Genomic DNA, 21,003 nt, shown 5'->3' on the forward strand with positions numbered 1-21,003 from the left:
TCCTTTACAAAAACTTCAGTATGCACGGGACTTAGCCGGCGTTTTCCATTTCTCGTTGGCCGTGGTACCAGGCCAGGACTTTGCGTTCGACGATTTGGAAGATAAACGACATGATCACACCGATCAGCCCCAGCACTACAATGCCCGACCACATCTCTGGGATGGCAAAAGAGCGCTGGAATTGGATAATGGTGTAGCCCAGCCCGGCCGAGGAGGCGAACATTTCGGAAATAACCATCAGAATCAGCGCAATCGACAGTGACTGGCGGATCCCGGCCATAATTTGCGGCATGGCGGAAGGCAAGATGAGGTAGCGAATTCGAGCCACCCCAGAGATGCGGTAGGTGTGAGAGGTATCCGAGAGCACCTCGTCCATCGAGCGAACACCTTCGACCGTGTTGAGCAGAATCGGCCAGACTGCACCCAGTACGATGACGGCGATTTTCATGTCGTCACCAATGCCGATGAGCAGCATGAACACCGGAATCAACACGACCGGTGGCACGGCCCGGAAGAACTCCATGGTGGGTTCCATCAACTGGCGCAACCACCTAAACGACCCGACCAGCAATCCCACCACGATGCCTAGGATGATCGATACGATAATGCCGGCGATCAACCGTCCCACGGAGGGGAAGACGTCGGTGGTCATGCGCGACCAGGTCCAGGTGGTGGAAAATGCGTTGGTCATTTGTTCCCAGGTGGGGACAAAGAAGCTGGTGGATTGGGCGGACCAGAGCACCCAGCCGATCAGTAACAGCGCGGGCAGGCCAACAATGTAGAGAAAGTTCTTTGCATACCGCATTATTTGACCTCCGAGCGGATCGAGGTGTGCCACGACAAAATCTGACGCTCAATAGCACGGAAGATGATGTTAATAATCACGCCTAACAGGCCGGTTGCTAACACCAGCGAATACATCGACACATAGGCGCCACCCGATTGGGCGCGAGCAATTTCAGCACCCAACCCGGGGGTCCCAATAATCAACTGAGCAGTAATGGCCAGAATCAACGCCACCGCTGCGGCCAGGCGGATCCCGGTCATCAAATACGGCAACGCGGTCGGAAAGACCACATACCGGATCCGCGCGAAAGTGCCCATGCCATAGGACTTGGCAGTATCCATCGCCACGACATCCACATCGGCCACCCCATAGAGGACCTGGATGAGCACCTGCCAGAAGCAGGCATAGACAATGAGCAACAGGGCGGATTCAATGCCCACACCAAAGACCAACACGGCCAACGGAATCAACGCGACCGAGGGCACCGGGCGTAAGAATTCAATCGTGGAGTTCGTAAATTTGCGCAAAAACGGCGACGAGCCAATCAAAAACCCTAACACTGCAGCTGAGACCACCGCGATGACCATGCCCAGGAACCAGGCGCGCAGCGTATCCCACACCGCAATCCAGAATACTGAATCCCCAAACTTGGCGAACAGGTCCGTCAGCGCCGCCGAGGCCGGTGGCATAAACCGGCCATCGACAATACCCAGCAGGGGCAACAGCTCCCAGGCCACCAGGAATAAGACAATCCCGGCCAGGCCTAACAGCCGGTTCGCCCAGGTCCGACGTCGTTGCCGGACCGCGCGGGCCCGCCCGGTGCTCGTGCGCCGACCGGTCGCACCGCGTTGCGCCACCGACACCGCCGGCGCGCCAGGATCCGGTCGCGTTGAGGTGTCTAAGCTAGCGACTCGATACCCCGCTGGGAAATTATCGTCTGAGCCACCCGTTTCCAGCCGGTGCAGGTCGCGAACCTGTCGCTCCCGTCCCACCGCCTCGTCATCGTGCGGCGCAGGCCCCTTTGAAGGGTCGCGTTCTGTCATGTGTTGTCTCCACTACGTGTGCAAGTTGAGGTTTAGGTGTGCCGTCGCTTCATCAAGGTGAGGATGTGTGAAGTGCGCCACGTTGAACAAGAATAACCCGCAGCCAGAAATGATTCAAGTACTCAATTATTCTAGAGATCAAGGGTTACTGGCATAGAGATAGGCAGGCGAAATGAACCTACAGATCTCAGCATATAACTCAGACAAGAAACGGGCTAGAAAACTTTGCACGACCTGAGGTCTACTCCACACCGACCCTTGGAATGTCGCCTCAAGACGACCCATGACCCAGACGAGCGTGCTACTTCTTTGGCCTGCAGCACGCTCGCTTACTAGGGCCGCACCATGCGCCTATATTCCATAGGCGGACGGCAACTGAACTTTTCCTGTCGGCAGGGTGGCATGATTATCTAGGATCAGCACTTGCAGGGCGGGGGTTTCTGCTGCCCAGTCCGCTGTGATACCAACTTCCGACGCGGCACGGAATCCGAACCGTGGATAGAAACGCGGGTAGCCGTAGACAAGAATGAAGGGCTCCCCATCTTCTCGCGCTAACTCAATGGCTGCTTCGATGACGGCTGACCCGGCGCCCTCGCCTTGATGCTGAGGTAATACACCGGTAGGGGCGAGCATGAGACCGGGCTGACCATCGATCATGCATCGGTGGAGCAATGCGTGAGCAGCAGCGGTGGTCTCGAATTCTGAATCCGGAATCGCGGCGGTAAAGCCGAGCACCGAATATCGCGGGATCCAGTGTTCCTTGTCCTGGCGCAGGTCGTCGACCAGGTTAGCTTCTGCGTCCGTCCCGAAGGCGGCTTCTAACACTCTTCGAATGGACGCCTGATCTTCCTGTGAACCGTCTCGCTCGCTTCGTGTTCGCCAAAGATGACCAGTGCGCCGCATGGCTGACTCCTTAGAGCATTGTCGGATACATTGCCTTGCAGCATACACGTGCACGTCAGGCAGGGGCTAGCCTCGGCAACGAACAGTTCTATCTTGCCAAATGTCTGGACCCTTGGCACGAGGCGGCGTATATTGTGAAGCACGGCATAGCATATGTCGATGTCGTGCCATGCCGATCGTTCAGTTCACAAGTTGTCGCATCGGGTATATAACGTAAGAGTTCTCATAACACGCGCTGAGCGGTCGGTAGTTCATCCGTCACATCCTTGGAGAACCCCATGAGCGCATCAACTTCTGACTCGAGGAAACGCGCCGAGGAGCGTCGTGTTTTAGCCGGCACGCTCGTTGGCACCACCATCGAATGGTATGACTTTTTCATCTATGCTCAAGCGGCAGCTTTCGTTCTAGCACCGCTCTTTTTCGAACCCTTAGCGACCGATAATGCCGCACTTGCCCAGATCGTCTCGTGGGCATCGGTTGGTATTTCATTCCTCTTCCGTCCGCTAGGCGCCATCGTGATCGGGCATCTTGGCGATAAATACGGACGCAAGCTGATGCTTGTGCTCACGCTAGTTGGCATGGGTGCGGCGACCACAATCATTGGGTTGTTGCCGACCTATGCTTCAATCGGTGTAGCCGCACCGATTCTGTTGGTCGTGATGCGCATCATGCAGGGCTTCTCAGCGGGTGGTGAGTGGGGTGGCGCGGCTCTCATGTCCGTCGAGCATGCCCCTCGTGACCGACGGTCGTTGTTCGGTTCGGCACCACAGATCGGTGTCCCGATCGGCATGCTGCTTGCCACGGGATTTATGTTCCTGATTACTACCAGTCTGACCGAAGAACAGTTCATGGCTTGGGGATGGCGGATTCCGTTTCTATCGTCGGTCGTGCTGATCCTCATTGGGTATCTGATCCGCCGCGCAGTTGCCGAGTCACCGGTCTTTACAGAGCTGCAAGAACGCAAGAAGAGATCAGCGGCTCCGCTGCGACAACTGATGCGCAGCCACAAGCGTCCGGTCATCCTAGCCGCACTGATTTTCGCGGGCAATAACGCTGCCGGTTACCTGGTGATCGCATTCTTCGCGGCCTACGGCGCCAACGTATTAGGCATGGAACGTTCCGCAACGCTCATCGCCTCCCTGGTGGGCGGGGTCGGCTGGTTCATCTTCACGCTGTTGGGTGGCTGGATGGGTGACAAGATCGGAAAACGCACCACGTTCACGATCGGTTACGGATGGATCGTCATCTGGTCTATCCCCATGTGGTTCCTGCTCGATACGGCCTCGCTTGCCCTCTTCACACTGGCGATCTTTCTACTCACCGTTGGGCTTGGCCCGTCATACGGACCACAGTCAGCACTATATGCCGAGATGTTCCCGGCGTCTGTTCGGTACTCGGGTGCTTCTATTGGGTACGCATTCGGTTCGATCATTGGCGGGGCGTTTGCACCGATGATCTCCGAGGTGATTCTGACGGCAACCGGAAAATCCTGGATGATCGGTCTATATATTGCCGCGATATCGCTCGTATCGCTGATCGCAGTCCGCCTCGTTCCCAAAACCATCGAAGGCCGTGATCTCCACGATGAAGACCACGGGGACCTCACGTCCGATGAGGCTCCGGAAACAGATCTGGCCACAAGTTAAGTTCATGTCATGTTCTCATCACGACCGCACCGCGAAGGATCCAGATGACCCCTCTCAACCTTTCACACCCGTGGGCTGTTCCCACACCGCCTGAAGACCCCAGCATGTGGGACCCAGAGGAGCACTACAGCCGCCAACAAATCCAAGATTTGCAATATGAGCGGCTTCGCTGGACCCTCCACCACGCATACAACAACGTCCCGGCGTATCGGCAGCTCTACGATGACCACGGCGTGCACCCAAACGATTTCACCTCGCTAAACGATATAACGCTGTTCCCCTACATTGACAAAGCGTTCTTACGAGCCAGCTACCCTCTCAAAGCACTGGCTGTGCCTATGAAGGACATTCGCCGCATTCACGCCTCGTCAGGAACCACCGGCCAACCGACGGTGGTGGCCTATACCGCCAATGACCTAAAAATGTGGGCCTCGTTAGTGGCCCGATCATTCCGGGCTTCAGGTGTGCAACCCGGTCACGTCATCCACAACGCATATGGATACGGACTCTTCACCGGTGGACTGGGCGCTCACAACGGCGCTGAATGGCTCGGCTGCCCCATCATTCCGATGTCGGGAGGTCAGACGGAGAAACAAATCCGGATGATCACCGATCTGAAGCCCGACGTCATTTTGTGCACTCCCACCTACCTGCTAGCCCTTGCCGATGGTTTCGTAAAAGCGGGCATTGATCCGAAAGATACCTCGCTGAAGTATGGCGTGCTGGGTGCTGAACCATGGACGGAGGGGATGCGCGAAGAAATCGAGTCCCTATTCGATATGAAAGCCTGCGACATCTACGGGCTGTCCGAGCTTCTGGGCCCCGGCATGGGTGGTGAAGCTGTCGAAACCCAAGACGGCTGCCACCTCTGGGAAGACCACTTCTATCCGGAAATCATCGACCCCATCTCGACTGAGGTGCTGCCGGACGGCCAATCCGGGGAACTGGTGTTTTCAAGCCTCACCCGCGAAGCCTTACCGATTCTCCGGTTCCGCACTCATGACCTGACCACGCTGCGACCTGGCACGGCTCGTGCAGGTCACCGTCGCATGGATCGCATTCTTGGGCGCTCGGACGACATGATCATTCTGCGCGGTGTCAACTTGTTCCCCAGCCAGATCGAAGAACTCGCCTTGGAGATTGATGCGTTGTCTCCACATTTTCTGTTGGAAATCACGCGGCCGAACCGGATGGATGAACTCACGATCAAAATCGAGCGTCGCGCTACGGCTTCGCTGGCCGAAGCGGAAGCCGGCGGGCAAGTACTCAGGGCCCGCATCAAAGATCGGATTGGATGTTCGTGCAATATCGACGTCGTCGAGCCAGATACCCTGGCGCGCTCGTCCGGAAAACTGCGGCGGATCTATGATCTGCGAGCGCTCTAAGAGCCGTCCTCGTCGAAATACTCCATGGAGCTTTTCGACGAATTGATCAGCACCCGGAATTTCGCACCCGGTAAGGCATTTGGGTGGTTCGGGTCGATATAAGCGGCTCGCATCTGCTGACTGACACCGCGCGCCGCCCTGCGGAGCAGCTCCACAATGCGCATATCCACCGGCCCGCCCGAGGGAACAACCACACCTAGCCCGGCCAGTACCTGGCCGTCGGCACCATAAATAGGCGCCGCCATGCCACGTGCTGCAGGATGAATAAACCCCTCGGCGATCGAGTAGCCCACCTCGCGCGCTCGTTCGACGAGCTCCAGCAGCTCGGCAAATGTTTGCGGGGTCTTATCGGTATAGCGCCGAATGCCTGATTCCACGACCTCCGCGAGAAATTCTTTGGGGCGATCGGACAACAAAACATGTCCGATCGCCGAAGCACCAAGACTGATCCGCCCACCGACGATCGTCGCATTCACTACAGCATCCGACCGAGACATCCGTTCTAGATAGACAACGTCATAGCCACCTTCGACGCCAAGCTGTGTATGTTGGCGTACTTGGTTCTGCACTAGCTGCACCATCGGGTAGGCGATTTCGCGCAAGCCCATGGCTCGTGGCGTACGGGCTGCCAGCTCCCACAAACGTAACCCGAGTTGATATGAACGGTCTGGCAACCGCTCTAACATGCGTTCTTCCACTAACTCGCCGACAAGTCGATGGGTGGTTGTCATGGGCAAACCGCTGCGCTCGGCGATTTCGGACAACGTGAGAAACGCTGTTCCGGCATCGAAAGCATCCAGGATCGTAAGCTGACGTGCCAACATCGACACCGGTGTTCCCTGACGCTGCTTCGGCATGCTCCCTCATTTCCGATGATTGGAAAACTCACTCCACATTCTAGGTGAGCGGTGTCACAATTGCTCCCATTCGTTGAATATTCCCACCTTGGAGGGAACCCATGGCGATGCAGACTGCGACGCGGACCGACCAACTCGTGATCGTCGACCGGATTCAGCGTTCCACAAGCGTCACTGAGTTCGTGCTGGAGCGAGCCGATGGCAGCCGCCTACCCGACTGGGCACCGGGTGCCCATATCGACGTGGTTTTGCCCAGCGGTAAGATCCGTCAGTACTCGTTGTGCGGGGATCGCTGGACGCCACATCAGTACCGCATCGCGGTGCAACGCGAGCACGACGGCACCGGTGGATCAGTGGAGATCCACGAAGACGTCCAACTCGGAGATGTCGTCAGCTTTGGCGGCCCCCGCAACAACTTTCGCCTAGCACCGGCTCAGCATTACCGGTTTATCGCCGGCGGGATCGGGATCACCGCAGTCTTACCGATGATCGAACAAGCCGAAAAACTCAACCTCGAATGGCAGCTGCTGTACTTGGGCAAAACCGCAGACCGGATGGCGTATCGCCATCTTGCAGACCACTATCCCGGACGCGTGACCATGCACACCAGTACTGACAACGGGCGGGCTTCCATCCGCCAGTGGCTGGGCGACCTGCCCGAAGACACCATGGTCTATGCATGCGGCCCCGAGACCATGCTGGAAGCTCTTCCCGAGGAATGCCCTGACCTGCCCAAGCACTTCTTGCGCACCGAGCGGTTTACCAACACCCTTGCCGATGCCACAGTCAGCTCCGAACCCTACGAAATCGAGCTCTACCGGAGCGGCAAAGTCATCAACGCGCTGGGAACCACCCCGGTCATCGACGCACTATCTCAAGCCGGAGTCAGTGTCATCACCTCGTGTTCAAAAGGCGTGTGCGGCACCTGCGAAGTTGATGTCGTCTCCGGCGAAATCGATCACCGCGACGCGATCCTCGACGACGACGAACGCGCCGCCAATACTTGCATGTTCCCGTGTGTTTCCCGCGCCCTGTCCAAACGCCTGGTTCTCGATCTCTAAGGAGCTACCCCGATGACCATCAACTCAACCGCTCGCTGCCCATTTTCCGGCATGCCAGCCGCCATCGACGAGCCAGCTGAACAGCGCATTGAAGCACCCGTTATGGACGTGGACCCATTCGATGAAGCCACCTTGGCCAGCCCCTATGCCATGCATGAACGCTTGCGCGAAGCCGACGGCGACGTCGTCTACATTCCCGCCTACGACATTTATGCCGTCGCACGCTACGATGCGGTGCGCGAGACCTTAGAAAACTGGCAGCATTTTTCCAGTGCTGCCGGTGTCGGCCTGGCAAACTTTAACTCCGAGAAGCCCTGGCGAGCGCCGTCGTTGTTGTTAGAAGCCGATCCGCCACAACATGATGCGCCCCGGGCCGCGTTGGAGAAGATTTTGGGTGCTCGAAAGCTGCGGCGCTACCATGATGAATGGCGTCAAACAGCACACGAGCTGCTTGGCGGGCTCTTGAACGACGGCACTACCGTGAGTAACGACGGCGCCGTTGAACTGGATGCGGTAACCGAAATCTCTGAAGTGTATCCGCTGAGCGTCTTTCCCGATGCGGTCGGTTTGCAACAGGAGGGGCGGGCAAACCTGCTACCCTACGGCAACTTCGCATTCAATGCTTTTGGTCCCCGCAACCGCCTTGTCACCGATGATCTCGAGACCATCGGTCCGGTCTTCGAGTGGATTGGCAACCAATGCCCACGTGAAGCCCTCAACGAGGATGGTTTTGGTGATGACATCTGGCGCGCTGCCGATCAACGACACATCACCGAGGAACAAGCGCCATTGATCGTCAGGTCACTGCTGACAGCAGGCGTCGACACCACCGTGTACGGTATTTCCGCGGTGCTGTACCACCTGGCGTCGAATCCAGATCAGTACGCTCGCCTGCGAGAGAATCCGCAACTGGTGCGTCGAGTGTTCGAAGAAGCTTTGCGACTCGAGTCCCCGGTCCAGACGTTCTTCCGGACCACAACAACCGAGGTGACCATCGGTGGAACCACGCTGCCTGAGAACCAGAAAGTCTTGATGTTTTTGGGTGCAGCTAATCGCGATCCGCGACGGTGGGAGAACCCCGATGCGTTCGATCTGACGCGGGATCCGTCGGGTCACCTTGCTTTTGGCAGTGGAGTCCACCAGTGCGTGGGCCAACACGTGGCCAGACTCGAAGCATCCTGCGTTATGGAGGCCCTCATCGAACGCGTCGAGCGCATCGAATTCATCGCACCGCCACAACGCCACATCAACAACACGCTCATTGGCTGGGACTCCCTGCCGATCCGTTTCGTTCCCGCCTAGATCACCGAGCACAATCGCTCTCATTACCAAATACGGAGTCTGCTATGACCATCTCACCATCCCGTCCTGCCCAAAAACGCTCGATGTTCCTCGGTGCCGCAGCCGTCAGTGCGCTAGTGCTATCCGCTTGTGGGACCTCCAGTGCTTCCGATGACACCGACCAAAGCGCTGGGTCAAGTGGCCTAGACACCATCAACGTTGGCTATTTCCCGCTCGTACACACCTCAACAATCGTCCACGCGGACCAGGCCGGCTACCTGGAAGATGCCGGAATCGATGCGGAATTGATGCAGACAGAAGGCGGGGCTGCTGCGATCCCGTCGCTGATCTCTGGAGATGTGGATATTCTCTATAGCAACTACACCTCAATCCTGCTGGCAGCTGAGCAGGGTCTGCCGGTCGCTTTAGTCTCGGGTAATGACGTGGCTAAAGATGATCACGGCATTTTCGTCGCCGAAGACTCTGATATTGAAGAGTTCGCCGATATTGAAGGCAAGAGCTTTGCCGTCAATAACCTGCAAAATATCGGCACCGTCTCCGTATACGCTCAGCTGGAGGATCTCGGTCTCAGCCCGGACAGTGTGGATCTGGTGGAAATGCCCAACCCGGATATGGCGCCTGCCGTGGCGAACGGAAGCGTCGATGTGATTTGGCAGGTGGAGCCCTTCCAGACTATTTCACAACAGTCCGGTCTGAAGCGGATCGGGGATATGTTCGCTGGACCCGCGGCAGATATGCCGGTGGGTGGATGGGTTACCACTCGAGAATTTGCCGAACAAAACCCTGATGTTCTCGCGGCCTTCCAAGACGCACTTGCAAAGTCGTCAGAAGACCTGCAAGGCAACCACGAGCTGCACTTAGAGCTCGTGCCGCAATACACCGAAATTGATGAAAGCGTGGCTCAAGAACTCACGCTGCCGCACTACGACACCGAGCTGAATGTGGATGCACTCCAATACGGCGCAGATTTGATGGAGAAATACGGCATCACGTCTGGTCCTTTGAAAGTTTCCGACTTGGTCGTCGAGTAACTGCCTAGACCACGGGGTAGCGCATGTGACGGGAAGCGACCGCCGCACTGCGGTCGCTTCCCCTCGGATTTAGCTCACTGCTCGGCTATGACGGCGTCCGCAGAAGCTTTCACTGGGCTGTCAGTAGCGGCAGGCTGTTGCCTGTATCCCATCGTCTCGTGCCACCACTGATGGAATTCTTCGATATGGTGCTCACTGGGAACAAGGGCCCCACCCCGGGTGTAGGCCTTGGACGACATGGACGGCTGGGTCAATTCGCACGCCTCAAAGTCTTGCTGATTGACGCGGTGGAATAATTCCACCGACTTCGAGATATCCATATCCTGTTCCACGACCTCGGGTAAGAATAACCAGTCACAGACCACGATGGTCTTAGATTCCGACTGTGGGAACATCCGGTGGATAATGACATGATCCGGGACCGTATTGATAAACATCTGGGGTTTGACGGTGATTGCGTAGTATTTGCGTTCCTGGCCGGGCGCAATCGCAGGTAGCTCCGCAACGCCACTGGAACCGTCGACCGTGAATCCTTCGATATCACTACCAAAGCTTGCTCCGTGAATCTCACCGTTCTTGCGTTGAGATGCCAGCCCGTCTGCGAATTCCGGGATGACCTCGGTCAGTTCCGGGTGAATCGTCGCGCAGTGGTAGCACTCCATGAAGTTTTCGATGATCAACTTCCAGTTCGCTTCGACCTCATAGGTTTTGGATTCGCCAAGTTTGAGGTTTTCGATACCGTAGTTATCAATCGACTGCACCTCACCAAACCGCGTGCGCACCTCCCCGAGCACGGTTTCTTCAAATGACGGTGGTTCATCAGCTAGACAGACCCAAACATAGCCCAACCATTCGCGCACGTGCACTGGCTTGAGGCCGTATTCTTGACGGTCCACGTCCGGCATCGAGGTCAGATTCGGTGCCGCAACAAGCTCGCCTTCAAGTGCATAGGTCCAGGCATGGTAGCCACACTTTAGAGTTCTGCTTTTGCCTTCGTCGGTGGTGCAGACCCGCATGCCGCGGTGTCGGCACACGTTGTAGTACGCCTGAATCCCGGCTTTGCGTGTACGGACCACAATGAGCTCTTCGCGTCCGACGGTCACCCTCTTCCATTGCCCTGCACTGGCCAGGGAGTCAACACGAAGGACGCAGTTCCACATGGTTTCAAAAATATTCTGTTGTTCAAGACGGAAGGTTTCAGGATCGGTGTACACGTCTCCGCCTGGGGTAGGTAACAAGGAGGATCCAGGAAGTGGAGCATCCAGGGAGTCAATGATCATCGGTAAGCCTTTCTGGGGTATTCCGGGCATGACGAATAAGCACCAACAGGTGCAAAAAATAAAACCAGTGAAAGCAGAATGTGGGTATCGGGGCGGTTAAGCAGAAGCCAGAACGCGCGCCGTGCGCATCTTCCGCCAGCGTTTGATCTCGCGCATCCGGTTCATCCCCAGAATGCCGATCTCTTCGCCGTCGAGGCGATAACTGACTAACAGGTCGCCACCTTCGATGGAGCCATCGAGAATGTGCACCTCATTGGATTGTGCGATGCGGCCAGCACCTTGGATCATCACATCGTATTGTTCCGACCAGAAATATGGTTCTTGAAACGGCACCGGCGGCGCACCCATAATTGCTGCTGCAACGATCCGGGCCTGTTCTACGGCTTCTTGCCATTGACCAATCGGCCGGATGCCGGCGGCTTGCGAGGTCCATTGCGCACAGTCACCGGCAGCCCAGACCCCTGGGATGCCGGTAAACCCAAAGTCGTCGCACAAAATTGCACCACTTGGGCCCAAAGTCAGCTCGCCGTCACGCAGCCAACGTGTTGCCGGAGTGGCTCCAATGGCACAGACGATGACGTCGGCTTGGACGGCGTCTCCATTGGTCAGATTTAGCACTTGGCTGCCGTCTTCGGTGTCGGTCACAGAATGTGCGTAGACCGGTGGCCCGAATTTCACGCCACGCTGTTCATGTAAGTGCCGGATGGCTTGGCCCACGGCGGCACCCAGTCGCGCTTCGCCAGGAAATTGTTCGTCAGCGATGACCGTAATCTCTGCCGCTCCACGATCCAAAAAGGTGCTGACGGCTTCCAAACCCAGGAAGCCACCACCCACCACGGCGATGCGCTGGCCCTCGATCATCCGCTCGCGTAGGGCCAACCCATCTTCGACGTTGCGCAGAACAAATGCCCCACCGCTTCGCCCAAATGACGGCAAGCGTTGGGCTTCTGCCCCGGTAACGATCACAACGTTGTCACCCGCGTGGAAGGTGCCATCTGCGGTCCGGACGCCCAATGGCTCCGTTGACAGTTCCACAGCACCGGAGCCACTGTGCCAGGTAACTTCTAAAGGGTTTGAAGGATCATCGAGGTGTAGGTCTTCGAAATTCACGGTGCCATTGAGAAATGCTTTACTCAAAGCCGGACGATCGTAGGCGGGACGGTTCTCATCACCAATGATGCTGATGGGCCCGGTGTGCCCGTGCTGTCGAGCTTGCCGCGCGACGTGATAACCGGCTAACCCGGCACCGACAATCAGCACGGTGCTCTCTGAGGAATGTATTGGGGCATTCATGAGACCGATACTCCTGGAGGCAGATTGGGGGCTTCTTGGGACAGCTCGACCAGGACGTCGTCACCACGGACTTCCACCGTGTGGACGCGCACTTTCTGTTTCGCCGGAGGTTGGTCGACCTCTCCGGTGAGTAAACAGAATGAACTCTCGTGTAGCGGGCATTCGACTTTGCAGTCCTCGACCCAGCCCGCTGCCAGCGAAGCATCCTGATGCGTGCAGGTGTCATCAATTGCATGGACTGTGCCCTCTTCCGTGAGAAACACGGCAATGGGCGGGCTCACCGACTCAATCCGCAGCCCTTCTCCCGGGGTCAGCTCACTGAGATGACAGACTTTCAGACTCATGGATTACCCCCACCGACAATCGAAATTGTTGCCTAATGCGCAACATGAAGATTACTGCGCAACATTACGTGTGACGATCATCTCACGAAGTCGTCTCGCACTGTCAAGAGGGTCCCGCTTTTCGTCCAACAAATTCAACAAACACGTGGAGACGCCGGGAACATGAGGGTCGTCGGCGTCTCTCGTAGATGTCCTAATTGAAGGGAATAACCTCAAGGTCATTCGGCACGAGGAACTCTCCGTGGAAATCCGGGGTAAAGCCCCTCCAACGTTCCGGTGAAGTCATGCCTGGAACCAAGTGATGTAGTGCCAGTCGCTTGGCTCCTGCTTCACGACCGACACGAACCGCATCTTCGACCGAAGTATGTGATTTATAGTGGTGCTCGCGAGAAGCCTTCGAAATTTCATCGGTCTTTCCAGCGTAGAGCTCGTCGATGAAATCAAAATCAATAGCCTCGTGCAAAACGAGCCCTGCATTCTGTGAAATTGTGATCATGTTTGGTGTGAATGTAGTGTCACCAGAAATCACGACTGAACCCTGGGACGTGTCGAATCGAAACGCAAAAGCCGGGGCAATTGGTGGGTGCTCGACCAATATTGCGCTCACCCGGACGTACTCGTCTTCAAAAACTGTGAAGGGCGTCATATCAGGCGTTGGACAAGTATTTGGGTGGTAACCAATATCGCTTGGAATCTCAATGTCTCGAGCGTCAAAAAGATCTAGAGGCGATGGGCGCAGCGAGTCAATGATGCGGTCATTGAGGTCTGTGGCATGTGCTTCCATGAGCTTTTCAAACATGGCACGGGTACCAGGCGTTGGATCATGCGGCGCTAGCGGCTGGGGATCGCGCGTTGCTTGTGGCGATACTGGCGGTAGAGCGCCGCGGTTGCCAGGGCCGTAAATCGGTACGGGGTTCCCGAGTCGTGATTCCAGTTCGTAGAGCCCGAAGAGCCCAATAGTATTGAGGTCTACGGTATGGTCCGAGTGTAGGTGAGTGATAAAGACACCTTTGAGGTCCTTCATCAACAGACCTGCCCGTTCGATTTGGCGACCAACACCGTGACCGCAATCAACTAAGTAGAAACCGTCCTCAACGACGATCGCTGTTGAAATACCGTATCGTTCCGAGTCCTTCCAGAATCTTGGACCGCCGGCCGTGCCGAGGGTTATGACGTGGTGGGTAGCAGACTGAGTAGACACTGTGTATCGTTCCTCGATTTGATGTAGTCATTGGATATAAAACCTAAGTGTGTCAAGTACGCCACATAGAGTAAATTGAAGAGTTTTTATGTGTAACCTCAATCTTTTTGATAACACCGGCTGCGAAGGGCGGGGGAATGTCTGAAGTTACTATTCGACAATTGGACTATTTCCTAGCCGTTGTTGACCATGGTTCGATCAGCGCCGCCTCTCGGCATATCCACATCAGCCAAGCAGCGGTTTCGATGGCCATTCAGCAATTAGAGAGGACGCTGAATGCTTCGCTGCTGATCCGAGGGCCATCCCAACGAGCGGCTCCCACTCCGGCGGGTGAGGCGTTAATCCCCCACGCCAGAAACGTGGTCCATGCTTTGCGAGACGCCCGCGATGCCGTATTAAATGATCTGTCCGAAATGCGGGGCACCCTACGAATAGCAATCGCGCCTACCATTTCTCCTTACGCGATTCCCCCATTGATCCATCACTTTCAGCAAGAACATCCGCAAGTCACCATCCACGTCGAGGAATTCCAACCGTTCGAAATCCACGATGCCGTGCGTAAGGACAAAGTCGATCTTGGAATTATTTATCACCTGAGTTTGCAGGAAGGTTTTCCTTTCAAAGTCATTACTGAGGTGCAACAACACGTAGCATTATCGGCTCAACATCCGCTATCCGAGCGACAGTCGATTCATCTAGCTGAAATCATCGACGAGCCACTCATTCCGATTCGAATGCCCCCATCAATCGAACGCATTACTGATGCGATCAAAGCCCTTGGTTTACAGCCACACATTCAGTGGCCATCACAGAACTATGAGACGGTCAGATCTATGGTGGCATACGGTCTAGGCTGGTCTTACCTCAATCTGGTTCCGGAAACCAAAGTGACATACGACGGCGGAGAAATTCGATACATCCCCATCGCCGATCCGATGCCGTATAACGCAGTCATAGGAATCACCCATCCCGAACTCAAACCAGATGCTCGAGTTACAGCGGCACTTGAGTATCTGAGTCTCCAGGACCGGTAACCCAGCTACTTACTGTCACCGGTTCGGTGGGTTCGATTCCTCACCGTGTTCACCAGCGCTAGTCGCTGGATCGGTGTCCTGATGGCCTGGTCCGCCTGCGGTGGCACTGCCAGCGGAGCTGATTTCACCTGTATCGACATTCGCCAAGCTGGCTGCAAGATCCTGCTGTGGCCCCTCGGCAACACGTTCTGCTTCAGCAAATTGGTCCATAGTCACTCGGGTTTTGTTCTTACGACGACGGGAATCGTATGCAAACCAAATGGTGACTAGAACCACCAGGATCATGATGGTCAATGGGACTGGTCGTTCAAAGAAGATGCCGAAGGAACCATTGGACATGACCATGGTTTGACGGAAGTTCTCTTCTAGGATTGGTCCGAGAATGAATCCAAGAACAAACGGTCCCAGGTCAAAGTTGAACGTTCGAAGAACGTAACCGGCGATACCGAACAGAATACAGGTCAGTACGTCGAACATCGAGTTTCGCACCGAGTACACTCCGGCAATAGCAACAATCAAGATAATCGGAGCCATGATGTTGCCAGGAATCTTCAGTAGCCGTACAAAAACCCCAATCAACGGCAAGTTGAGGATTAGCAGAATGATATTTCCGACGTACATCGAGGCGATTACACCCCAGAACACGTCGGGGTGTTCTTGGACCAGTGCTGGGCCGGGCGTGATGTTCTGTAACAGCAACGCACCGAAGATGAGCGCCAGCACGGGATTTGGTGGAACTCCGAGGGTCAACAAGGGCAAGAATGCTGAGTTTGACGAAGCATTATCGGCGGTTTCAGTTGCCGCCAACCCATCCATGGCACCTTTTCCGAATTTCTGCGGTTGTTTTGAGAACCGACGCTCGGCACCGTATGCAATGACCGAGGAAATCGTTCCGCCACCGCCGGGAATAATTCCGATAAAGAACCCAATAATGGAAGAACGTAGGATTGCCATGCGTGTCAGCAACCAGTCAGCTTTAGACGGCAAGATGCGGCCCAGTGGTTTTTTCCCGGCCCCTTTATAGAAGCCTTCTTGGGCGTTGTGCATTATCTCACCGATGCCAAACAGTCCCACAGCTACCGCAACCACGTGGATGCCGGCGGTCATCTCAAAGTTTCCAAAAGTTAAACGTTCAGTGCCAGTGGCAGGGTCTAGTCCCACTATCGCAGCAAGAATCCCCATCGCTGCCGCAGCAAGCGCTTTCGGCTTGGATCCAGAACCAATGAATGTCACCATCAACAAGCCTAATGCCGCCAGGATAAACATATCCGGCGCAGAAATCTGACCGGCAAACGAAGCCATGCTTGGTGCAAGGAACGTAAGCCCGAGGATAGCCACAGTACCACCGAGGAAGGACCCGATGGCGGTGATACCTAGCGCTGGGCCGGCCTTGCCCTGCTGGGTGAGTGGATAACCATCGAAAGTCGTAACTACCGCCGACGCATCACCCGGTAAGCGAAGCAAGATGGCCGGTATTCGACCACCGTACATCGAGCCATAGTAGATTCCAGCCAGCATCACGATGGCGCTAGCAGGTTCCAGACTGAACGTTAACGGAAGTAACAGTGCGATCGTGGCAACCGGCCCTAGACCCGGAATGAGCCCGATCAAGGTTCCTACCGTGACACCGATGAAGACGAATAAGAGATTTTCGGGCTGGAACGCCACGGAAAAACCGTGGCCTAGCCCCTCGAGAATTTCATTCATGAGTATTCCTACGTTGCGTCACCGCGAGCTTTAGAAGCCCCGCAAGGTGACTCCCAATAACACGGAGAAGATGATATAGACCGAGACAGGAATTAAGATTGTGCACAAGATCGTCGCGATCCAGCCCAATTTTCCGACGAATCTGCCAATGATAAACACCGCAAACGCGCCGGCACCGATGAGTCCCATATAGTCGTAGAGCGGTACAAAGATCAGCAGCGGTACCGCGATTCCAATCACGCGCAGCAGACCTTGATATGTCGGTGGCTCGAATTTGTGCCGTGCGATCAGAATCGCAGGTGCCATGAGCAACAAGATTCCAGCGTTAATGGCTGGCCACATGCCCGGCCCCGGTCGTGTCAGATCTCCTAATCCTAGCTGGATCGAAGGAATGAGCAGGACTACGCCCACGATCAGCACGATGAATGGAGAGTACCAATCGGTCCGTCCGGGCTCAGTGTATGGCGGCCGACCCTCATAGACGTCGAGATCATAAATCTCATCGCCAGTCGTATATTCTTCTTTGGACGTCATGGAAGTCCTCAAGCTTCAGGTAAAGAGTGGTGGCAAGTAATTAGTCAACCGTAGGAATGCCAAGATCTTCATAGAGATCGCGGAAGCGTTGTAATTCACGTGGCATATAGTCCGTGAACCATGCTTCGCCTTGGTCATGGTCAGGTACCACGCTGCCGGACTCTGCCAGGAAGCTGATGAATTCTTCAGAGGATGTAACGTTTTCGGAGGCTTCACGAAGCTTGTTGACAAGTTCGTCGCTGGCTTCGGATTGAATGGCCAGAGCTTGCGATCCCGCGAATAGAGCGTTTTCCAAGTCATAGTCGGCGATCGAAGGAAGATCTGGGGCAATCTCTTCCAGTTTTTCTGGCACATACTCGGTTGTCACGGCCAATGGGCGCACTTCTCCCGATGCAATACGAGGTAAAGCGGAAGTGACATCTTGAACACCAAAATCGACGTCACCGTTGACGATGGCCTGCAGGGCAGGAGGACTACCGGGAAAGGCCACGACCTCAGCATCCAGATCATATTTATCAACGATGGATTCACCGATGAGGTGCGTATTGTGTCCCTCACCAAAAGCGGAGAAGGTCAACCGGTCTGTGGCATCTGCAAGATCTTCGAACTCTTGAATCGGTGAGTCTTCCGGCACCGCGATGACGAAGGTGTTTTCGGCTACCGGTGCAATCGAGCGGAAGTCCTCGATTTCATAAGACACATCTTGCTGCAACATGGTCGAAGTAAAGGCCCCTGTTGGTGCAAAGAGCAGAGTGTAACCGTCCGCTGCGGCGTTGGCCGCTTCGGTCGTGCCAATCGAACCGCCACCGCCTTCGCGGTTGACGACTAGAACGCGACTACCGAGTTCTTCCCCAAGACCTTCGGCAAATTTTCGTGCAACGGAGTCGTTGTGCCCACCGGCGGCAAAACCCACGATCATTTCAATATTGCCCTGTGGATAGTCCTCTGCAGAGGCATCGCCATTGCTACCTTGTGGCCCACATGCGGCCATGGTTAACGCCAAGACAGCAGCAGTAGCTCCAGCAAAAATCGTGCGACGAAAGTTCATCATGTCTCCTTGTAAAGAGTGTGAGTCCTGAGGGCACAACTATGACACGCCTCACACACATAAGGCAATTAGAACTATTTTATAAGGTCCATCAACTCTACTTATGGCCTGGGGCATTACGACCTGAGGCGTATCCGCTGGTGGCCTGCCCCCAGCTAGAACGTACATAACCGTAATTTATCTGCAACATCGGCACCCATCGGAAGCGCATCCGGAGCAAAAAACGCTCCAGGGCGGGCCTACCATCAGAGCCGTCCTGGAGCGCTTCATTCACGTTTTGGTTTAGCCCGCGAAAAAGTCATCCGAGGTTGCATTAGGATGCTTTGCTAGTGGGGTGACCTTGACATCCATGTACGGGAACATTGGGAAGCCCGACAGGATCTCATGAAGCTCATCGTGACCATCAACATCGAAAATCGAGTAGTTCGCGTATTCGCCGACCACGCGCCAGATACCTTTCATGATCCCCTGCCGCTGCAGGTTACCGGAGTATTCTTTCTCCCGGACTTGGAAATCCGCCTTGGTTGCGGAGTCCATAGATTCTGGGAAGATGACGTCCATGCGTGCAAGAAACAGCATGCGGTGTCCTTTCGTAGACGGAAATGTGGATCGGTTACATGCTAATGCCGAAGACCACCGGCACGAGGGTGTACATGACCAGCATGATCATGCCCAGGGAAATAATGTTCAGGACCAACCCTGCGCGCGCCATCTGTTTGATGGTGATTTCGCCAGAACCAAAGGCTACTGCGTTCGACGGGGTTGCAACCGGCAACATGAATGCGGAGCAGACGGCCAGGGTGACGGCGACGGTCATGAACAGTGGGTCTAATCCAATACCGACGGCCACCGCACCGAAGATCGGTAGGAATGCCGCGGCGGTTGCGGTGTTTGACGTCAGCTCGGTGAGGATGAGACAGACGAGGATGACCGCGAAAATAATGAGCGCAGATGACATCCAGCTCAGCCCGGAGACTTGTTCGCCGACCCATTCGCTAAAGCCGGTCTGAGTGAACATGGCCGATAGCGACAGGCCGCCACCGAAGAGCAAGAGCAGTCCCCAGGGGATTTCTTTGGCTGCAGACCACCGCAGGAGTGGCGCCCCAGAGCGATCATCGCGGACACGTTCTGCTGGGACGATGAAACACTGTCTAGTGTCACGACATCGTTGACAGGTTTTGACTGGACTGAACCCAAGAGACCGTTGACCGATGTGTCGGGACATCGTTGACATTTTGGGACAGTGATCGTTGACCGGTGAGTCGCGACATCGTTGACAGTGCTGCCGGCAATGATGAGCTATGTCTAGCTCACAAAAGAATCTGGTTATTGCTCGCTCGGTGGTAGATCAAGGCTTGAGTATTGCTCAGGCTGCAGCGAAGTTTGGAGTGTCCCGGCAATGGGTCCATCAGCTCGTGCAACGGTATCGATCCGGTGGGGTTGCGGCGGTCTTGCCGCAATCTAAGGCACCCAAATCCCGGCCGCAAACGACGACCGAGACGGTGCGGGCCCGGGTTATTGGCTTGCGTCAAACCCTAGTGGCTAACGGGGCCGATGCTGGCCCAGAGACCATTGCCTGGCATCTGGCCCGAGAGGGCTTCCACGTGCCATCGACCTCCACCATCCAACGCATCCTGCGCGCCGCCGGACTGGTGGTGGCCCAGCCGAAGAAGCGTCCGAAATCCTCGTATATCCGATTCCAAGCCGAACTACCCAATGGGTGCTGGCAAGCCGATATCACCTACTGGTTCTTAGTCGATGGCACCCGGGTGGAGATCCTAGATTTCTTAGATGATCATTCCAGGTTGCTATTGACCATCCAGGCCAAAGCCCTGTGGACCAGCGCCGATGTCGTGGCCGTGATGGACCAGCTGATCACCACCTATGGGCCGCCAGCTGCCACGTTGACGGATAACGGGATGGTGTTCACTGCTCGATTCACCAGCCGGCCCGGGGCCAAAAACGGGTTCGAAAAACTGCTAGCCGCCCATCACATCCAACAACGCAACGGGGCACCATCACATCCGCAAACCCAAGGCAAAATCGAACGCTTCCACCAAACCCTCAAACGCTGGCTGGGCGCCCGCTCATTGCCGGCCTCCCTAGAACAACTGCAAATGCTCTTGGATACCTTTGCTACCTGGTATAACACCGAACGACCCCACCGAGCGATCAACCGGCGCACCCCAGCCCAGGCCTACACGGCCTTACCCAAAGCCACCCCGAACACCACCCATGACACCGAATACCGCACCCGCACCGACCGGGTGGACAACAACGGGAAAGTCACACTGCGCTACGCCAGCAAAATCCGCCATCTGGGCATCGGCTCCGCGCACCGCGGCAAGCAAGTGCTGATGCTCATCCACAACGACCACGTCACTATCTCAGATGCGGCCACCGGCGAGATCCTCACCGAATATATCTTGGACGCCACCAAGGATTATCAGAAACCGACCTGGCGCAAACCCCTCAGTGAATGAACCCATGAACAACCCCGGGAACGACAAAAGCCGCAGAAAATACATTCTGCGGCTTTTGTCATCC

20 protein-coding genes are annotated in these 21,003 nt (G+C 55.8%); 7 read left to right on the forward strand and 13 right to left on the reverse strand.

Annotation, left to right across the window (positions count from 1 at the left end):
* Positions 1 to 31: 31 nt before the first annotated feature.
* The 3 genes from FB556_RS02160 to FB556_RS02170 all read right to left on the reverse strand — a co-directional run bounded on the left by FB556_RS02160 (position 32) and on the right by FB556_RS02170 (position 2,733).
* Positions 32 to 805, reverse strand: a complete 774-nt coding sequence (locus FB556_RS02160) for an ABC transporter permease (protein WP_141864325.1) — start codon at positions 803 to 805, stop codon at positions 32 to 34.
* Entirely contained in the window at positions 805 to 1,830 is a 1,026-nt protein-coding gene (locus FB556_RS02165; protein WP_141864327.1) for an ABC transporter permease, read from the reverse strand. The genes FB556_RS02160 and FB556_RS02165 overlap by 1 nt, the downstream gene beginning before the upstream one ends.
* A gap of 351 nt (positions 1,831 to 2,181) precedes the next feature.
* Positions 2,182 to 2,733, reverse strand: a complete 552-nt coding sequence (locus tag FB556_RS02170) for a GNAT family N-acetyltransferase (protein ID WP_141864329.1) — start codon at positions 2,731 to 2,733, stop codon at positions 2,182 to 2,184.
* Between the two features lie 278 nt (positions 2,734 to 3,011).
* On the opposite strand from FB556_RS02170, the gene FB556_RS02175 reads away from it, so the two are divergent.
* Positions 3,012 to 4,379, forward strand: coding sequence for an MFS transporter (locus tag FB556_RS02175; RefSeq protein ID WP_141864331.1), 1,368 nt, complete (start codon positions 3,012 to 3,014; stop codon positions 4,377 to 4,379).
* Positions 4,380 to 4,423: 44 nt separating this feature from the next.
* Positions 4,424 to 5,764, forward strand: a complete 1,341-nt coding sequence (locus FB556_RS02180) for a phenylacetate--CoA ligase family protein (protein WP_141864333.1) — start codon at positions 4,424 to 4,426, stop codon at positions 5,762 to 5,764.
* Here FB556_RS02180 and FB556_RS02185 read toward each other — a convergent pair.
* On the reverse strand, positions 5,761 to 6,621 hold the full coding sequence (locus tag FB556_RS02185) for an IclR family transcriptional regulator (RefSeq protein ID WP_141864335.1): 861 nt from the start codon (positions 6,619 to 6,621) through the stop codon (positions 5,761 to 5,763). The two genes, FB556_RS02180 and FB556_RS02185, sit on opposite strands and share 4 nt — an antisense overlap.
* 101 nt (positions 6,622 to 6,722) lie before the next feature.
* On the opposite strand from FB556_RS02185, the gene FB556_RS02190 reads away from it, so the two are divergent.
* From FB556_RS02190 to FB556_RS02200, 3 genes are read left to right on the forward strand one after another with little or no spacing between them, the layout of a single operon-like run.
* Positions 6,723 to 7,682 carry a PDR/VanB family oxidoreductase gene (locus FB556_RS02190; RefSeq protein ID WP_141864337.1) on the forward strand — a complete coding sequence of 320 codons (960 nt, stop codon included), beginning with the start codon at positions 6,723 to 6,725 and terminating at the stop codon, positions 7,680 to 7,682.
* Between the two features lie 12 nt (positions 7,683 to 7,694).
* Positions 7,695 to 8,984, forward strand: coding sequence for a cytochrome P450 (locus tag FB556_RS02195; protein ID WP_246057162.1), 1,290 nt, complete (start codon positions 7,695 to 7,697; stop codon positions 8,982 to 8,984).
* 44 nt (positions 8,985 to 9,028) lie between these two features.
* Positions 9,029 to 10,015 (forward strand): ABC transporter substrate-binding protein, encoded by a 987-nt coding sequence (locus tag FB556_RS02200; protein ID WP_141864339.1) that lies wholly within the window; start codon positions 9,029 to 9,031, stop codon positions 10,013 to 10,015.
* Positions 10,016 to 10,089: 74 nt separating this feature from the next.
* Here FB556_RS02200 and FB556_RS02205 read toward each other — a convergent pair whose 3' ends face one another.
* From FB556_RS02205 to FB556_RS02220, 4 genes are all read right to left on the reverse strand, one after another.
* Positions 10,090 to 11,295, reverse strand: a complete 1,206-nt coding sequence (locus tag FB556_RS02205) for an aromatic ring-hydroxylating oxygenase subunit alpha (RefSeq protein ID WP_141864341.1) — start codon at positions 11,293 to 11,295, stop codon at positions 10,090 to 10,092.
* 96 nt (positions 11,296 to 11,391) lie between these two features.
* Positions 11,392 to 12,588, reverse strand: coding sequence for an NAD(P)/FAD-dependent oxidoreductase (locus tag FB556_RS02210; protein WP_141864343.1), 1,197 nt, complete (start codon positions 12,586 to 12,588; stop codon positions 11,392 to 11,394).
* Entirely contained in the window at positions 12,585 to 12,932 is a 348-nt protein-coding gene (locus FB556_RS02215; protein ID WP_141864345.1) for a bifunctional 3-phenylpropionate/cinnamic acid dioxygenase ferredoxin subunit, read from the reverse strand. The genes FB556_RS02210 and FB556_RS02215 overlap by 4 nt, the downstream gene beginning before the upstream one ends.
* Before the next feature lie 193 nt (positions 12,933 to 13,125).
* The gene (locus tag FB556_RS02220) at positions 13,126 to 14,133 is read right to left on the reverse strand and encodes an MBL fold metallo-hydrolase (RefSeq protein ID WP_141864347.1); all 1,008 of its coding nucleotides are present in this window, start codon (positions 14,131 to 14,133) and stop codon (positions 13,126 to 13,128) included.
* Positions 14,134 to 14,270: 137 nt separating this feature from the next.
* Here FB556_RS02220 and FB556_RS02225 point away from each other — a divergent pair, with 137 nt between their 5' ends.
* Positions 14,271 to 15,167, forward strand: a complete 897-nt coding sequence (locus FB556_RS02225; RefSeq protein WP_141864349.1) for a LysR family transcriptional regulator — start codon at positions 14,271 to 14,273, stop codon at positions 15,165 to 15,167.
* 15 nt (positions 15,168 to 15,182) lie between these two features.
* Here the strand turns inward: FB556_RS02225 and FB556_RS02230 are convergent, their stop codons facing one another.
* The 5 genes from FB556_RS02230 to FB556_RS02250 all read right to left on the reverse strand — a co-directional run bounded on the left by FB556_RS02230 (position 15,183) and on the right by FB556_RS02250 (position 19,681).
* Positions 15,183 to 16,874: a tripartite tricarboxylate transporter permease gene (locus tag FB556_RS02230; RefSeq protein ID WP_141864351.1), complete on the reverse strand. Its 1,692-nt coding sequence runs from the start codon at positions 16,872 to 16,874 to the stop codon at positions 15,183 to 15,185.
* A gap of 30 nt (positions 16,875 to 16,904) precedes the next feature.
* A complete protein-coding gene (locus FB556_RS02235; protein ID WP_141864353.1) occupies positions 16,905 to 17,408 on the reverse strand; it encodes a tripartite tricarboxylate transporter TctB family protein in 504 nt (167 codons plus the stop codon).
* 40 nt (positions 17,409 to 17,448) lie between these two features.
* Complete coding sequence (locus tag FB556_RS02240; protein ID WP_141864354.1) at positions 17,449 to 18,459, reverse strand: Bug family tripartite tricarboxylate transporter substrate binding protein; 1,011 nt, start codon at positions 18,457 to 18,459, stop codon at positions 17,449 to 17,451.
* Positions 18,460 to 18,738: 279 nt separating this feature from the next.
* Positions 18,739 to 19,035, reverse strand: a complete 297-nt coding sequence (catC, locus tag FB556_RS02245) for a muconolactone Delta-isomerase (RefSeq protein ID WP_141864356.1) — start codon at positions 19,033 to 19,035, stop codon at positions 18,739 to 18,741.
* Positions 19,036 to 19,069: 34 nt separating this feature from the next.
* Positions 19,070 to 19,681 carry an SLC13 family permease gene (locus FB556_RS02250; protein ID WP_246057163.1) on the reverse strand — a complete coding sequence of 204 codons (612 nt, stop codon included), beginning with the start codon at positions 19,679 to 19,681 and terminating at the stop codon, positions 19,070 to 19,072.
* Positions 19,682 to 19,757: 76 nt separating this feature from the next.
* Between FB556_RS02250 and FB556_RS02255 the strand changes: the two genes are divergently transcribed.
* Complete coding sequence (locus tag FB556_RS02255) at positions 19,758 to 20,939, forward strand: IS481 family transposase (RefSeq protein WP_141864361.1); 1,182 nt, start codon at positions 19,758 to 19,760, stop codon at positions 20,937 to 20,939.
* Positions 20,940 to 21,003: the final 64 nt, after the last annotated feature.

The organism is Enteractinococcus coprophilus (assembly GCF_006716305.1).
Classification (GTDB): Bacteria; Actinomycetota; Actinomycetes; order Actinomycetales; family Micrococcaceae; genus Yaniella; species Yaniella coprophila.

Bases quoted from the DNA above. Each gene is read 5' to 3' on its own strand.
- FB556_RS02235 (WP_141864353.1), bottom strand. From the start codon at position 17,408: ATGACGTCCAAAGAAGAATATACGACTGGCGATGAGATTTATGATCTC.
- FB556_RS02225 (WP_141864349.1), top strand. From the start codon at position 14,271: ATGTCTGAAGTTACTATTCGACAATTGGACTATTTCCTAGCCGTTGTT.
- FB556_RS02230 (WP_141864351.1), bottom strand. From the start codon at position 16,874: ATGAATGAAATTCTCGAGGGGCTAGGCCACGGTTTTTCCGTGGCGTTC.
- FB556_RS02215 (WP_141864345.1), bottom strand. From the start codon at position 12,932: ATGAGTCTGAAAGTCTGTCATCTCAGTGAGCTGACCCCGGGAGAAGGG.
- FB556_RS02250 (WP_246057163.1), bottom strand. From the start codon at position 19,681: ATGTCCCGACACATCGGTCAACGGTCTCTTGGGTTCAGTCCAGTCAAA.
- FB556_RS02255 (WP_141864361.1), top strand. From the start codon at position 19,758: ATGTCTAGCTCACAAAAGAATCTGGTTATTGCTCGCTCGGTGGTAGAT.
- FB556_RS02165 (WP_141864327.1), bottom strand. From the start codon at position 1,830: ATGACAGAACGCGACCCTTCAAAGGGGCCTGCGCCGCACGATGACGAG.
- FB556_RS02210 (WP_141864343.1), bottom strand. From the start codon at position 12,588: ATGAATGCCCCAATACATTCCTCAGAGAGCACCGTGCTGATTGTCGGT.
- FB556_RS02180 (WP_141864333.1), top strand. From the start codon at position 4,424: ATGACCCCTCTCAACCTTTCACACCCGTGGGCTGTTCCCACACCGCCT.
- FB556_RS02205 (WP_141864341.1), bottom strand. From the start codon at position 11,295: ATGATCATTGACTCCCTGGATGCTCCACTTCCTGGATCCTCCTTGTTA.
- FB556_RS02185 (WP_141864335.1), bottom strand. From the start codon at position 6,621: ATGCCGAAGCAGCGTCAGGGAACACCGGTGTCGATGTTGGCACGTCAG.
- FB556_RS02190 (WP_141864337.1), top strand. From the start codon at position 6,723: ATGGCGATGCAGACTGCGACGCGGACCGACCAACTCGTGATCGTCGAC.
- FB556_RS02195 (WP_246057162.1), top strand. From the start codon at position 7,695: ATGACCATCAACTCAACCGCTCGCTGCCCATTTTCCGGCATGCCAGCC.
- FB556_RS02200 (WP_141864339.1), top strand. From the start codon at position 9,029: ATGACCATCTCACCATCCCGTCCTGCCCAAAAACGCTCGATGTTCCTC.
- FB556_RS02240 (WP_141864354.1), bottom strand. From the start codon at position 18,459: ATGATGAACTTTCGTCGCACGATTTTTGCTGGAGCTACTGCTGCTGTC.
- FB556_RS02160 (WP_141864325.1), bottom strand. From the start codon at position 805: ATGCGGTATGCAAAGAACTTTCTCTACATTGTTGGCCTGCCCGCGCTG.
- catC (WP_141864356.1), bottom strand. From the start codon at position 19,035: ATGCTGTTTCTTGCACGCATGGACGTCATCTTCCCAGAATCTATGGAC.
- FB556_RS02175 (WP_141864331.1), top strand. From the start codon at position 3,012: ATGAGCGCATCAACTTCTGACTCGAGGAAACGCGCCGAGGAGCGTCGT.
- FB556_RS02170 (WP_141864329.1), bottom strand. From the start codon at position 2,733: ATGCGGCGCACTGGTCATCTTTGGCGAACACGAAGCGAGCGAGACGGT.